This is a genomic window from Kribbella turkmenica (genome assembly GCF_004348725.1).
In the GTDB taxonomy this organism is placed as follows: Bacteria; Actinomycetota; Actinomycetes; order Propionibacteriales; family Kribbellaceae; genus Kribbella; species Kribbella turkmenica.
This window is the reverse complement of record NZ_SMKR01000201.1, coordinates 1-12,696: the sequence shown is the minus strand read 5'-3', so window position 1 is coordinate 12,696 and position 12,696 is coordinate 1. Positions and strand designations below refer to the sequence as shown.

General features: G+C 64.6%; 15 protein-coding genes. 5 read left to right on the top strand and 10 right to left on the bottom strand.

Going from position 1 to position 12,696, the window contains the following annotated elements:
• The coding region (locus E1218_RS36335) for a sigma-70 family RNA polymerase sigma factor (RefSeq protein ID WP_165949498.1) at positions 1–460 on the top strand (460 nt) is incomplete at its 5' end.
• A gap of 110 nt (positions 461–570) precedes the next feature.
• Positions 571–1,170, top strand: a complete 600-nt coding sequence (locus tag E1218_RS31550; protein ID WP_132326699.1) for a sulfite oxidase-like oxidoreductase — start codon at positions 571–573, stop codon at positions 1,168–1,170.
• A gap of 33 nt (positions 1,171–1,203) precedes the next feature.
• Here the strand turns inward: E1218_RS31550 and E1218_RS31545 are convergent, their stop codons facing one another.
• The 5 genes from E1218_RS31545 to E1218_RS31525 all read right to left on the bottom strand — a co-directional run bounded on the left by E1218_RS31545 (position 1,204) and on the right by E1218_RS31525 (position 4,640).
• Positions 1,204–1,506 (bottom strand): DUF427 domain-containing protein, encoded by a 303-nt coding sequence (locus E1218_RS31545; protein WP_132326698.1) that lies wholly within the window; start codon positions 1,504–1,506, stop codon positions 1,204–1,206.
• Between the two features lie 92 nt (positions 1,507–1,598).
• Positions 1,599–1,877: a hypothetical protein gene (locus E1218_RS31540; protein ID WP_132326697.1), complete on the bottom strand. Its 279-nt coding sequence runs from the start codon at positions 1,875–1,877 to the stop codon at positions 1,599–1,601.
• 55 nt (positions 1,878–1,932) lie between these two features.
• Positions 1,933–2,796: an alpha/beta fold hydrolase gene (locus E1218_RS31535; protein ID WP_132326696.1), complete on the bottom strand. Its 864-nt coding sequence runs from the start codon at positions 2,794–2,796 to the stop codon at positions 1,933–1,935.
• Between the two features lie 137 nt (positions 2,797–2,933).
• A complete protein-coding gene (locus E1218_RS31530) occupies positions 2,934–3,926 on the bottom strand; it encodes an SDR family NAD(P)-dependent oxidoreductase (RefSeq protein WP_233712597.1) in 993 nt (330 codons plus the stop codon).
• Between the two features lie 273 nt (positions 3,927–4,199).
• Positions 4,200–4,640, bottom strand: a complete 441-nt coding sequence (locus E1218_RS31525; protein WP_132326695.1) for a DUF5709 domain-containing protein — start codon at positions 4,638–4,640, stop codon at positions 4,200–4,202.
• Positions 4,641–5,029: 389 nt separating this feature from the next.
• Here E1218_RS31525 and E1218_RS31520 point away from each other — a divergent pair, with 389 nt between their 5' ends.
• Positions 5,030–5,668: a TetR/AcrR family transcriptional regulator gene (locus E1218_RS31520; protein ID WP_202866297.1), complete on the top strand. Its 639-nt coding sequence runs from the start codon at positions 5,030–5,032 to the stop codon at positions 5,666–5,668.
• 198 nt (positions 5,669–5,866) lie between these two features.
• On the opposite strand, the gene E1218_RS31515 is transcribed toward E1218_RS31520, so the two are convergent.
• The gene (locus E1218_RS31515) at positions 5,867–6,769 is read right to left on the bottom strand and encodes a GNAT family N-acetyltransferase (RefSeq protein WP_165949497.1); all 903 of its coding nucleotides are present in this window, start codon (positions 6,767–6,769) and stop codon (positions 5,867–5,869) included.
• A 321-nt stretch (positions 6,770–7,090) separates the two neighbouring features.
• On the opposite strand from E1218_RS31515, the gene E1218_RS31510 reads away from it, so the two are divergent.
• Together E1218_RS31510 and E1218_RS31505 are read left to right on the top strand one after the other, a co-directional pair.
• Positions 7,091–7,669 (top strand): GNAT family N-acetyltransferase, encoded by a 579-nt coding sequence (locus E1218_RS31510; protein WP_132326693.1) that lies wholly within the window; start codon positions 7,091–7,093, stop codon positions 7,667–7,669.
• Between the two features lie 372 nt (positions 7,670–8,041).
• Positions 8,042–9,274: a hypothetical protein gene (locus E1218_RS31505; protein WP_132326692.1), complete on the top strand. Its 1,233-nt coding sequence runs from the start codon at positions 8,042–8,044 to the stop codon at positions 9,272–9,274.
• Between the two features lie 32 nt (positions 9,275–9,306).
• Here E1218_RS31505 and E1218_RS31500 read toward each other — a convergent pair whose 3' ends face one another.
• The 4 genes from E1218_RS31500 to E1218_RS36330 all read right to left on the bottom strand — a co-directional run bounded on the left by E1218_RS31500 (position 9,307) and on the right by E1218_RS36330 (position 11,953).
• Entirely contained in the window at positions 9,307–9,603 is a 297-nt protein-coding gene (locus tag E1218_RS31500) for a hypothetical protein (protein ID WP_132326691.1), read from the bottom strand.
• A 4-nt stretch (positions 9,604–9,607) separates the two neighbouring features.
• Entirely contained in the window at positions 9,608–10,816 is a 1,209-nt protein-coding gene (locus tag E1218_RS31495) for an MFS transporter (protein ID WP_202866296.1), read from the bottom strand.
• 362 nt (positions 10,817–11,178) lie between these two features.
• Positions 11,179–11,571, bottom strand: coding sequence for a hypothetical protein (locus E1218_RS31490; protein WP_132326689.1), 393 nt, complete (start codon positions 11,569–11,571; stop codon positions 11,179–11,181).
• A 244-nt stretch (positions 11,572–11,815) separates the two neighbouring features.
• Positions 11,816–11,953, bottom strand: a complete 138-nt coding sequence (locus E1218_RS36330; protein WP_165949496.1) for a hypothetical protein — start codon at positions 11,951–11,953, stop codon at positions 11,816–11,818.
• Between the last annotated feature and the right edge of the window lie 743 nt (positions 11,954–12,696).

Sequence of the window (12,696 nt, the reverse complement as noted above, 5' to 3'; positions counted from 1 at the left end):
GGACGATATCGCGCATCAGGCGGCTGCGGATGCGCTGCTTGTGATTTGCGGCAAGGTGGAGACGTTTCGTGGTGACTGTAAGTTCACGACGTGGGCGTACAAGTTCGTGATTTTCGATGTGGCGGCGAAGGTGAACCGGCATTTTTGGCAGCGGGCTGGTGTTGCGTTCGATGCTGAGGATTGGGATCGTCTGCCGGCGCGGCTGGGGGTTGAGCCGGAGGCGCATGCGGAGAGTCGGGATCTGATGAGTGCTGTGCGTCGGGCGGTGGATGAGAAGTTGACGGCGAAGCAGCGGGTGGTTTTTGTTGCGTTGGTGCTGAACGGGATGCCTACGGATGTCCTGGCAGATCAGTTGGGCGCGACGCACAATGCGATTTACAAGATGATGTTCGACGCTCGCCGTAAGCTGCGGATCGCTCTGGTCGACGCCGGCTACCTGCCGGAACAGCAGATTGCGTGATCCACGGTGTGACGGCCCTGGGTTGATTCCTGCCGGGCCAAGGACGGCGCGTCGGCCCAGTAGCCGGACTTGAGCAGCATGAGTGCATCCGTTGGTGAGGAGGGTTCAGGGTGGCAGTCGTCAACCGCGGGTTCGAAGGCAGAAGTGGATCTGAGGATCACCGACTTCCACCGGGCCAGCACCTCACCACAGACTTCCCAGTCTTGTCTACGGGCGTGACTCCCCTGATCCCCAAGGACAGGTGGGAGCTGACGCTCACAGCGGAGTCCGGTGCGCAGCGACGCTGGGGGTGGACCGACCTACTGGCCCTTCCGTCCGAGTCCGTGGTGGCCGACATCCACTGTGTGACCCGGTGGTCCAAGTTCGACACGCACTGGGAAGGGGTATCCGTTGACACCCTCCTCGCTGACGTCACCACCGAGGCGACTCACGTCGTGGTCAGCTCGTACGGTGGTTACACGACAAACCTGCCGTTGACCGATTTGCTCGGCGGGAAGGGTTGGGTCGTCTACCGATACGAGGGACGGGATCTGGGGGCATTGCACGGTGGGCCCGCCCGCCTCCTCGTTCCGCATCTGTATTTCTGGAAATCAGCCAAGTGGCTGACGGGAATGCAACTGCTCTCGCGGGACGAGCCAGGCTTCTGGGAGCAAGCTGGGTACCACAATCACGGTGACCCCTGGCGCGAGGAACGCTACGACTTCGATTGAACCGATCAGGCGAGCTTGGCCCAGGCGAGCCGACTACTCGATGGTCACCCGCGTGGTGTCGAACGCCACGTATCCGGTGAAGTCGTGTCCAACCGTTTCGATCGCCGACCGTTGAGGATGCGGATAACACCACGCAGCGTCAACGTACTCGTGGTGCGGCGTTTCCACGTTGTAGTAACGTGCCCGGCCCTTCCAAGGGCAAACAGAGGGAGTCGGGCTCTCCTTCAACGTGCCGATCGTCACCGAGTCCGGAGGAAAGTAACGACTCCCTTCCACCGAGACGATGTGTTGCATGTCTGCGTCGGCGAGTAGCACGCCATCAATGGTCGCTCGCATACTGTGGTCCTTTCGGTGAAGGGTTTCGCAGACTCTGTGTCCTGACCGGGCATCGGCCTTACTGGGCGCGGCCGCGGCCCGCCCGACCACAACTACCTCGTGGCCACCGCTGTTCTCGAGCCGTGGTGGTCCGTGAGCGCTGGAACAAGGGACGGATGAGTTGCGGTCAGCCACAGACGGCATCCAGAGATCCAGTAGTGCCGTTGGATCTCGTCGACGAAGCCCGACAGGTCGAACCCCTCTTCCAGATCGGTCACTGCACCGAGATCCAGCAGTACGGCGTCTGCGAGGGCGGCACAGATCTCGTGGGACGACGTCCGCACCGCCGTCGCGGCGCCGACGTCGAACAGTCCACAGACCTCGATCCTCACCAACCCGTCCTCGTCCAACGTGGCAGGCGTGGCGCGACGCGAAGCGTCCGGCCGGCTACCTCACGGTCTCGTCGTAGAAACTGTTGATGCCGTCGACGATCTCTTGCAGGCGGTCCTCTAGCGCGAAGTGTCCGGAATCGAGGCGAACAAGCTTTGCGTCGGGGAGATCGCGCAGATAGGCTTCGCCGCCGGCTGGGGTGAAGAAGATGTCCCCCCGGCCCCAGAAGATCAGGGTTTTGGGCTGGTCGCGACGCAGTCGACGTTGCCAGGCGGTGTACTGGGCCGCGTTCGTCTGGTCGTCACGGAAGAGATCCAGTTGTACCCTGCGCGCGTTCGGCCGGTCCAGGAAGTGCAGGTCCAGGTTCCAGTTGTCCGGAGTGATCTTCGTCGGATCAGGGTGACCGGTCAGGTAGATCGCCTTGACAAATTCCGGTTCAAGGAACGCCGCCAGCAGCTCTGTCGTCTGCGCGTTGCGGCCTGCGCGGACAGCCTGACGGATCTCGTTCGATGTCTCCGAGAATCCCTCCTCGTAGGTGTTGGCGTTCTGCAAGACCTGCCACTGGAGCCAGTCAGGATGGAGCGAGATCAGCCGGTTCCCGATCGAGCCTCCGTAGGCGTGCATGTAGAGACCCATCGGTCCCGTGAAGTCGATGGCAAGCAACGCCTCGTCGACGATCTCGGCCAGGTGGTCGAAGGTGTAGTCCCAACCCGCCGGATCCGGCATCTCGGAATTTCCGAAGCCGGGGTAGTCGAACGAGACAAGGTGGAATCTGTCGGCAAATGCCGGCATCAGGTTCCGGAACTGATGGGATGAGGACGGAAATCCGCCCAGCAGCAGCAGTTTCGGGGCTCCAGGCTTACCCGCTTCGCGGTAGAAGACCTCCAGCCCGCCAGCTGTCACGGTCTGAAAACTCGTCATGGATACTCCACACTCATTCCACGGGGACGTGATCACGCGCTCGCTCGTCAACCGCATCGTTCGGGATCATCGATCGGTGCAGCGTCCGCGGTCGTCCGAACTGACCGCCCGGGATAGGGTTCTTGCCTACCGTGTCGTCAGTTGCGCCCGGCCATCACTCCACCATCGACGTTGAGGATGGTCCCGGTGATCCAGCTGGCCTCTGGGGACAGGAGGAAGACGATCGAGGAAGCGATGTCCTGGGCTGTTCCGACTCGTCCCAGCGGGTGGAAGCCGTTGAATCCCTTGACGGTCTCCTCGAGTTGGTCGGCGGGGATGAAGCCTTCGTACAACGGCGTGGCCACCACTGCGGGAGCCACGGCGTTCACGCGGATGCCGTCGGCCGCCAGCTCCATGGCCAGGTTGCGGGTCAGGGCATGCACGCCAGCTTTCGCCATTGAGTAGCCGGTCGCCGGCGTGGCCGCAATGGCCTGATGTGCCCACATGCTGCCGATGTTGACGATCGCACCACCAGAGCCTGCGGCCTTCATCCCCCGCACCACGGTCTGGGTCAGGAAGAACGTGGCCCGGCTCAGCTCCAGGTACGCGTCGTAGTTCTCCTGGCTGTAGTCGAGGAACTCCTTGGGAATGAAGAATCCGGCCGCGTTGACCAGCAGCGTTGCATCAGCGTGCTCCGCAGCGAGCTGTTCCTGCACGACTGCCACCTGCTGACGGTCGGCCAGGTCGGCAGTGATGCCCCAGGCCTCTCCCTTCTCACCGAGCTCGGCGACCGTCTCGTCGACCTTCGCCTGCTGGCGCCCGACGATGACGGCCTTGCCTCCTTGCGCGACGACGTCCGCTGCGGTCTGGCGCCCCATACCGCTGCTTCCACCGACCACGATGAGCTTGCGGCCTTCGAAGTATCCATTCATCAGCTGCTCCTCGATCTCTGCCGGGCCGGACGACCCGGATTCCTTGTTTGTGGTCGATCGGGGGATCGGCCTTACTGGTTCCCGGGATTCCTCTGAGGCCGGGTAAATCGGCTCCGGCCGTGGGTCGGTGTCGCCGGCGGTGCCGAACAGGTAGTGAGAGAACGCCGAATGACGATCCGCAGTCTCCGCCGGCTCAGTCGGAAGCCCTCGTCCTTCCAACTCGTCCCAGGTCGAGTCGGCGATGCGCCACGGTTGGTGCGCTACTCGTCCTGCGAGCCCTGCATGCGGCGAGTGAGGATGAGCACTCGCAGCGCTTGCTCCAGCTGTTTGAGCCTGTACCGAGCAGCTCGTATCTTCGCAACTCGTCGACCTCGACGACGCTCAGTTGCGCTGGGGGTCGTTCATCCCGCTTCTCATGCCCGTGCCCTTCTCCGGATCGAGCACCGCATGCGCTGCTGGCTGGTCGGCATCATCGTCTCGGTGCTGAGTTGGTCAATTGACCTCATCCAGATTCAAGGGCTCGTCGTCCACAACGTGGATCGCGGCTTCTTCAGCGCTCGCAGCGGCGCCGTCGATCCCAACGTCGGCCGCAACGAGTTGTTCCTCGAGATCGAAGTGCGACCCCTCATCGGTGGCCACGAGGCGACCTGCGCGCTCGTGGCCGATCTCCGGGCCGTCGACGTACTCGGACGGTGTGGCGTAGGGGTCGATGTCCGGCTCCTCCTGCGCAAGCCGCTGCTCGAGGGTCTCGCCCTGCAACGCCTCGGCCGCAGTGTTGCCGAAGCCTTCGCCAGCCGACCACTTCTCCGGGGGCGAGTAGCCTTCGTCGAGAAGGTCGGAGACGCCTCGGCCGTCGAGCGTGTCCGAGAACTGGAGTTGGTCCTCGTCGTCCACGCTGTAACTGCCGTAATACTCTCGGCTGACCTCGCTCACATTTCCTCCTGACGGTGGGCCGGCGATGTGCCGGCTCCTCACGAGGGTTGGTGTCGGGCCTGGCAAGGGGGCTTACCCGTCGAGTGAGGCCACGCGGGAGGCCTCGGGACTGTCCGGCCGCCGCCGTCTGTCCGTCCCGCGCAGGCGCCTATAGATGAAAAATCATTGCCACCTAGACTCGAGGCTGACCAGCCCGGGCGGCACAATACCCAGCCGTCTCTCCGGGGTATCCCGTACCGCTGGTGGACCGTTCGCACTGACCCTCGTCCAGTGCCGGCCGACCGTCTGAACCCGGCTGACCAAGGTTCACGACCTGGCGGCGTCTTGTTTACGTCGAGCATCTCCAGGAAGCTGCAGCAATCGTTGCCGGGCACCGATAAGCTCTTTGTGTGCCCGAGACAGTGAACGAGCTCGATCGCCGCCTGACTGCCCGCGGCGCGGCCACGAGAGCCCGCATCGTCGCCTCTGCCGATGAACTGATGTCCCTCAAGGGCGCCTCAGCGACCACGCTCGACGAAGTCACGGCAGCAAGTGGGACGAGCAAGTCACAGTTCTACCGGCATTTCAACGACAAGAGCGCCTTGGTGCAGGCCGTGATCGCGCTACGAGGCAGCCGTGTGCTCGAGCGTGAAGAACAGTACTTGCGCAGGGTTGACTCGTTCAGCGGCCTCGATCGCTGGTGCCGGGCCATTCTCCAGCGAGTCACAGCACGGCGTGGAGCGCTGGGCTGCGAGCTGGGTTCACTGTCGACCGAGCTTTCCGACCAGGATGAGGCGGCACGCATCGATCTCGATACGGCCCTGGCGTCGTGGATATCCCTGCTGAGCGCTGCGCTCGAGCGGATGAAGTCCAACGGCACTCTGACCGAGGACGCCGATCCAAGGACGCTGGCAACGGGCATCATGGCCGCACTCCAGGGCGGATATGTCCTTGCTCAAGCGGCTCGCGATCCTGGACCGATGCGTGTCGCGCTCGAACTGGCGATGGATTCGGTTCGAGCGCACGCGGCGTCGGCCAATGAGAAGTAGGTGGCGGTAAGAAGCGAGTACCGCGCGGACTCCTCTTACCATGTTCCTGGCTCGAATCCGGCACGACCCTCCGTCGACAAAGTCGCCTTGGTGGATTGAGCGCGGCCATAGCCTGCTTCGAGCAAAGGCGCTCGGTGCTGTCGCTCCAGGTCCCGATCCGGCAAGGCACGCGGAAGAAGGCAGCCGCTCGGAAGAGGCTCAGGTGGGCCGTGGCAGGCTGAGGAGGTCGTGGTACTCAGGGTTCTTCTCACCGAATCGGCGCACGACTGCGCAGTAGTTCGACACCGTCGCGAACTTCGTCCGGATGTCGTCGAGTGCGTGGCCGATCAGAACCCACGAAAGTCCTCGTCCGCGGTAGGTCGGTTCGATCACGGTGTGCGTAATCGACAGGTTCGAACCGATCACGTGGTAGATGAGGAGCCCAGCTTGGTGACCGTCGACGAGGAGTTCGTAGTACTCGTCGACTGAGTGGTGGACCACGGTCGCAGCCGGGGAAGTCGACGTACCGGTGGCAGCGGGCCTACCTGCCACATGACCGTCGCTGGCAGAGCCCGCGTCACCGCGTCGACTCGGTGCTGCGGTCTCCGATCCCGGACCGTCCTCAGGGCACTGTGGAGGCGCGGACGCCGGGTCAACCGCGCCGCCCGTACCGTCGATGGACAACAGATCTGCCAAGGGGGCCAACCATCCTGCACCGAACGCTTCGGTGGGCAGACTGGCGTGCCACGTGAGGCTCGATCCGGCGTGATTGCGGAAGTGAAGGACGAGTTGCCAGGCGCCCTCGGTACCTTGGGGTCGCGCTGGTGTGCGGAGCCGTACTCGTACGCTGCTCGGAAGCGAGTTGAGCATCAGCGGTTGGGTCCGCAAGGTCAGGACGGTGAGCCCGTCTTCCGACCGCACACCGCCCAAATCATCTGTCTGTGCGGTGCTCCAGTCCGCCAGTGTCACATCCGGGTCGGCACTGCCGACTAGCCCTGCGGTGACGCTGAAGTCGACCGGTTGGCTGCCGGCGATCGTTTGCCCGGCCTCGTCGGCCACAGTCAGCTCGCCACCGGCGAGATAGAAGCCCGTTCCATCGGGCAGAAGAACCTGATCAGTCATCACTATGTCCTTTGTGCTCTCAGACCCGACCGGATGCGGCATAGCGACCCCGGCCGCATTGGTTCCTTCATGAGTGGACCATATCGTCCATCAGTGGTGAATCACTTGGCAGGTCGTGTGAGAGACTGGCGTCCCGGAAGGTGGACTATATGGGCCTCTTTGAATGGTTAGACGGTCGACCTCAGACGGATGTCACGAACTCCCGGGCGAGTCTTGGTGCAACGGTCGAGGCGAACACGGATCTGTCCTGCGTAACCAAGCGCACCACGGCCCGGACCGGCAGGGGTGGCGTGTGGAATCTCGATCGACAGGAAGGTGAATATGGCAGTGATCACCGAAAGTGACCGGCTGGTGGTTCGGGAGTGGACCGAGGCCGACGCAGATGCCGCCTTGGCGATCTTCGGGTCCATCGAAGTGGCGCGGTGGTTGTCGCCGGCGATGCACCAGGTACCGAACAAGGCGACCATGCGCCTGCTGCTGCGCGCATGGATCGAGGCCGGTAGGAGTCTGGTGCCACCGGCCGGCCGGTGGGCTGTAGTCAGCAAGGCAGACGGTGAAGTCGTCGGCGGCCTGACGCTCGGCTTGCTGCCGCCGTACGAGGAAGACTTCGAGATCGGCTGGCAACTCAAACCGGCGGCGTGGGGCCGCGGCTTCGCCACCGAGGCGAGTCACGCCTTGATGCACTGGGCATTCGCGACCGGCACGATCGACGAGTTGTACGCGGTCGCTCGGCCGCAGAACCTTCGCGCGTGCGCCACAGCACGGCGTCTCGGAATGGAGTGGGTCGGCGAGACCGACAAGTACTACGGCCTTGCCATGCAGGTTTACCGTATCCGTGCAGCTGAGCTCGACGTTGCACCCTTGCCCGAGCGTCCCAGCGCGATTGACCGGACGGTCTGATCTCCTGTCCAACCGAGCTGATCGGACGCGCTGTGATCGGGACAGTTGCCGGCACTGCGCTGGCCGCCGTCCCTGGAATGAACCGAGGTAAGAACTTCTCCGGCCGACGGCACTGAACCATCGTACGGTCTCCCGGCATGCGAGGAGCTCTGCCAAAATGACTATCCTGGTGGATGCCGGAGGCGGCTTGATTGCCGTGGCCGAAGACTCCGACCTGGCCTTCTCGGAGCTACGGCTCGAGGGTCCGGCTGAGCGCGGTGCAGGTCCGACCGCACAGAGAGATCCGGTCCGCCGTCGCGATCTCAGGCACCCGGCCGAGCCGGTTCGCGCCGTGGAGTCGCTACGCCGGCCACCACTCGAGAGCGAACGGCCGTGAACGACGACTACATGCGTGAGCTCAACCTCGCTGCCAAGGCGTGGGCCGATAGCTTCGACCAGGGCAGAGCAGGGGTTGCTGCCGCTGACCTGGTGCTTCGGAATCTCCGTCACGAGGAACCCACAGTGGAGCTGCAGTTGAGGGAGCTGGTCACGAGCGAGCTCACCTACGTGCTTCGCGTGGACGCGTCAGCGCGTACCGGCGGCGACCCAGTCACCCGTGACCAACAATGCGGCGCCAGACCCGATGCGGGCGAAGAACTGCGCCACGCCGCAGCCAGGCTGGACCAGCTGACCAGTATCAGTGAACTCTCGTCAGGGGGCGTCGACCGCGGCTGGCCGACCGACGCAGCGGCCGCCCTACACCTGGCTTCTCGCGTCAGCGAGCTGCTGGTCGAGTTGCTCGCCTACACAACCGGACCTGTGCTGGACAACCTCGACCGAGGTGTCGTGGTCGCCCTGCCTGCCGCAGGCGCCGACGACATCCCGAACCAGCCCGCCGTCGTTGCCCATCACCGAAGGAAGGCTGCGACGATCGCAGGACTGCTCGGTGAGGTGGCCGCGAAACTGGAGAAGCCGTCAGGGCACATCGCGCACCTGCAGCACACGACCAACGCCCTACCGGGAGCCGGCCGGCACGATGGCCCGACCTTGGACGCTGAGGTCGTTCTGGAGTGGCGGATGCTTGGTATGGCCAACGAGAGCCGATTCCATGTCCGAGTGTTCAGGCCCCCCGGCGAGCGCCCGGTCGTGGTGATGGGCGACATGGACGACAATCGATCCCAGTCGATCACCAACACGGTCGAGGAAGTGGCCGCCGTTGTGGCGGCCGAGCTGTTCGACGGCGCGGCGCACGACTCATTCCGTTGGGTTGTGGTCTACCCGCCGGGCAAGTTTCGCGGTCCTGGTTCGGAGTCCGGTGTGATCAAGGCCGTGAGGTTCGAAGAGCCGTACGGTCGTCCGCGGTGGCGAGACTGCACCCATGACGACCTTGTGCAACTCGTCAGCGGCGCAGTACGTATCTGGCACTCCAGTGAGTACACCGTCCCGGTCATGACCCAACGAGACGTCCCGATCCTGCACCCCGAGACCAAACGCTACCGGCCGTGCCCGAATAGCCTGGGTTCTCCTGCCTCGAGTACGAGCACCGCTTCACCACCAGCACAGGCCGCCATCGGCCAACTGCCCCCCAAGAAAGGGCCCTGGTGGCGATGCTGGCGTGGTCGGTAGAGGGCGTTGCACCTAGGCGCAGACTATCGGGGTCACTGGCGCCTAGAGGCGGACTGACTGGTGACGATTGCCCACAGCAACCGGTCGCCGCGGTCGCTCGGTAGTGTCAGCCGCCGGCCTTCTTCCGTGCTGCCTCGGCTGCGGCCCGATCGGGGTAGCCGGGGTGTCGGGCGTCGATCAGGCTCGGCGTAGGTTGTCGTTCGCGAGAGGTAGTCGACCACAAAGGGGCAGATAGCGGTGATCTTGCCCTCGCGGTAGAGCCCGAAGCGGCCTTCGTCGGCGTTGTCGATCAGCTCTTCGGTTACCGACAGCTGCTTGTCGCTGGTCATCGGCCTACCCCTCCAGTGGTCGGTCGGTGTCCGGGTTACGTGCGGCGAGGACGGTGAACACGGTGGCGACCAGGGTAAGTCCGCCGTATCCGAGGGCGATCTGGGGTAGCGAGAAGACGTTGGAGAGTTGGCCCGAGATGAGGCTGGGGAAAGCTGCCGCGCTGTAGCAGATGAGGTAGATGACACTGAAGATCGGCGCCCGGTCCGTCACGGTGCTGCCGTGCAGGAGGCCGCGGGTAGCGGAGCTGATGGCGATGCCTTGACTGGCGCCGGCGACGATGGTCGCGGCGATGAACAGCGCCAGCGAGCCCGTGACGATGGCTGTGATGATGCCGATGAGTCCGGCGAGGAAAGCGGCCATGCCAATGCGCTGCGCTGTCGCGGGTGTGAACCACCCCCCGAGGGGAGCGCCGACAGCGCTGGGGGCCATGTAGGCAGCGAACACAAGCCCGAGGACGAGAGGGCTGTGCGTGTGGAGTTGGTCTTGGACGAGTACGGGTACGAAGGCTTGGTAGAAGGCCCCGGTCGCCCAGGTGGCCAGGAACACTGCGGCGGCCACGGGTAGCAGGGGCCTGACGCGGGCCGGTATGCGAACGCTAGGGCGCAGTGATCGCCAGGCACCCGGAGTCGGAGTGACGGTTTCCGGGCTGATGACGATGAGAAGAGCAGACAGCAGCAGGAGCGCGGCGGCGACGAGATAGACGAACTGGCGCGGCCAAGGGCCGACCTGGACCAGGGCACCGGACCCGATGGCGCCGAGAGCGAGACCTAGCATGGGTGTCTGGCTGGAGGCGACGGAGGCCAGCCAGGCCGGCCTGTCAGGCGCGGAGTCGACGATGTAGGCAGTGACGTTGCTGCTGGCCAACCCGGCACCGAGACCCATCAAGACTCGACCGGCCAGCAGGATGCCGATGTCGTGGACGTTCAGGAGCAGCAGACAGCCCAGCAGAAGCAGACCCAGGCTGGCGACCGAGGTGAGCCTGCGCCCGACATGGTTGGACAGTCGTCCCATCAGCAACAGCGCGGCCAGGGTGGGCAGGTCGTAGGCGACGACGGTCAGTGAGAGATCGGCGTTGGTGAACCTGTCCTCAGCGCGATAGGTGTTGTACAACGGGATCGGCACGGCCGAAGCCACAAACGCGGCTACCAAGGAGACCACCGCAGATACGAACGCCAGCCGGAAGGTGCTGCGCCGCTGCGCCAGTTCGATCACTGGAGCCACGTCCTGCCCTGAGCCTGACCTTCCTCGATCTTGGCCCTCCTGGTGTTTCTGGACGATTCGGTGCCCGTGCCTTCGTCCGGGAGCCAGACGCCGGTCAGAACCAGGTCTGCGCCGGCCGCAAATGGGCACGACCTGACATCGATATGCATGTTGTTCCCATCGAAGTCGCCTCGTCCAACGCTGGTTAGCGTCGATCTGGCGCCCGGTCTTACCAGCAACGCTGCGAATGACCCCATCGAGCGTGTCGGGCGGGGTCCTTCCGGGCAGCAGGTCCAGCCTGATCGCGACTCGTGACGAGTGCGGGAGAAGCGGCCTCCCGCAGGCTCGGTGCCCTCGAGGCCGGTCAACTTGCCTCAGTTGGTGGCGATGCCTGCGGCGCCGGCCGCATTCGGAACGACCGTCGAACCGATCTTGGTCAGCGCGCCGTCGGCGTCGATCTCGGAAGTGTCGACGCCGCCCGCCTTGCCGGTCTGGACACAGAGGTTGCGGCGGTCAGAACTCACCGCGGCGACGACCCAGCAGATCTGTGCTGAGACGAGAATGCTGTGGGCCGCGGCGCTGGTGGTCACGATGACCGAGGAGCGGTCCGGGCTGACGACATCGTGGCCGGGAGTGTCTTTGAGCTCGTCGCGGTGGTTCTCGAGCCAGGTCGTGAAGGACTGCAGGTCCGGGTTCAATTCGCGGACGTTGTCGAGGTCTCGGTCGCCGGTGAAGACCTCGCGGTTCTCGGCGTAGTACTCGAACATGTGCGTCGACCCGCGTGTGCGACGTCTGCGCTGAGCCTCACGTGCGGGCTCGCAGATGTTGTTCCCGCAGGTCAGATACCCAGTTCGGGTCCTGCATCGAGGTACTGCTCGGCGAGATCCAGCCTGACACCGTCGGCGAGCGTCAGGCTGGCGTAGTGTTGCCGTAAGCCATGCATGCCGGTCCCGCGGTTCGTGCGGCACGGGCGCCCGTTGACCTGCGGCTATTGCCTCGCCTGGTTGTCCGTCAAGGATTCGAACCCTCCGACCTGCTGGGTTCGCTGCCTCCGTGCAGCACCACCAGCGACGGCTTCGCACTGCGTTGCCCGAGTTGCCGTACGAACAACGTGACGTCATCGACGTCGACCAGCTCACCATCGTCCACGCGGGCGAGCCTGCCAGACGCTTCCGACATCCGTGACACGAGCCAGATCCGTTAGGTCGTGGGGTCGGTTTGCGAATGATGGTGTGGTGGAGGCCTTTGGAGTGGAGGTAGTTGAAGCCGGCCTGTCGAAGAGGGAGCGGGTGCCGTTGTAGCGGAAGGAGGCGTTGAGCTTCTTGCCCTGTTTGACCTAGGGGTAGGCCTCGGCGAGGCCACCGGGGGCGTGGGCGATGAGGTCCAGGGCGCCGTGGAGGGCGGTAGCGGCGACGCCTCGGCGGCGGTGGTCGCGGTCCACGAAGAAGCAGGTGATGCGGTAGCCGGGGAAGTTGGTCGAGTCCGGCGGCCTCGTACTGCTTGCGGTGGTGGTTGATAGTCGGCAGTTCCTCCGGGGTGCCGTACTCACACCAGCCGATCGCGGCGTGCCCGTCGAACACGAGCGCCGCATGTGCCCTGGCCCTCCCTGACAGGTCGCTCCTTGAGCGCCCGGTTTCCCCCGCTGCTCTGCCGGCGCTCGGCGCAGTCCCGATGGAAAAAAGGTGCACCAGCGCCCGTTCCACACCCTCGTTGTGCTTCCGCGCCAACCGCTCGAACGCATTCCAAGTGTTCGAGCCCTTTGCTTGTGTGGTCGCCCTGGGCCACGCTAGATCCCAGTTCCGGACGGCATACGTCCGGAACCGCGGGAAAGTCCGACGGACGATCCGTGCGTCCGGGCCGCGCGGGCGGAGTGAGACCGGTCACGTGGGGAC

Bases quoted from the DNA above. Each gene is read 5' to 3' on its own strand.
- E1218_RS31545 (WP_132326698.1), bottom strand. From the start codon at position 1,506: ATGCGAGCGACCATTGATGGCGTGCTACTCGCCGACGCAGACATGCAA.
- E1218_RS31535 (WP_132326696.1), bottom strand. From the start codon at position 2,796: ATGACGAGTTTTCAGACCGTGACAGCTGGCGGGCTGGAGGTCTTCTAC.
- E1218_RS31515 (WP_165949497.1), bottom strand. From the start codon at position 6,769: ATGACTGATCAGGTTCTTCTGCCCGATGGAACGGGCTTCTATCTCGCC.
- E1218_RS31510 (WP_132326693.1), top strand. From the start codon at position 7,091: ATGGCAGTGATCACCGAAAGTGACCGGCTGGTGGTTCGGGAGTGGACC.
- E1218_RS31500 (WP_132326691.1), bottom strand. From the start codon at position 9,603: ATGACCAGCGACAAGCAGCTGTCGGTAACCGAAGAGCTGATCGACAAC.
- E1218_RS31490 (WP_132326689.1), bottom strand. From the start codon at position 11,571: ATGTTCGAGTACTACGCCGAGAACCGCGAGGTCTTCACCGGCGACCGA.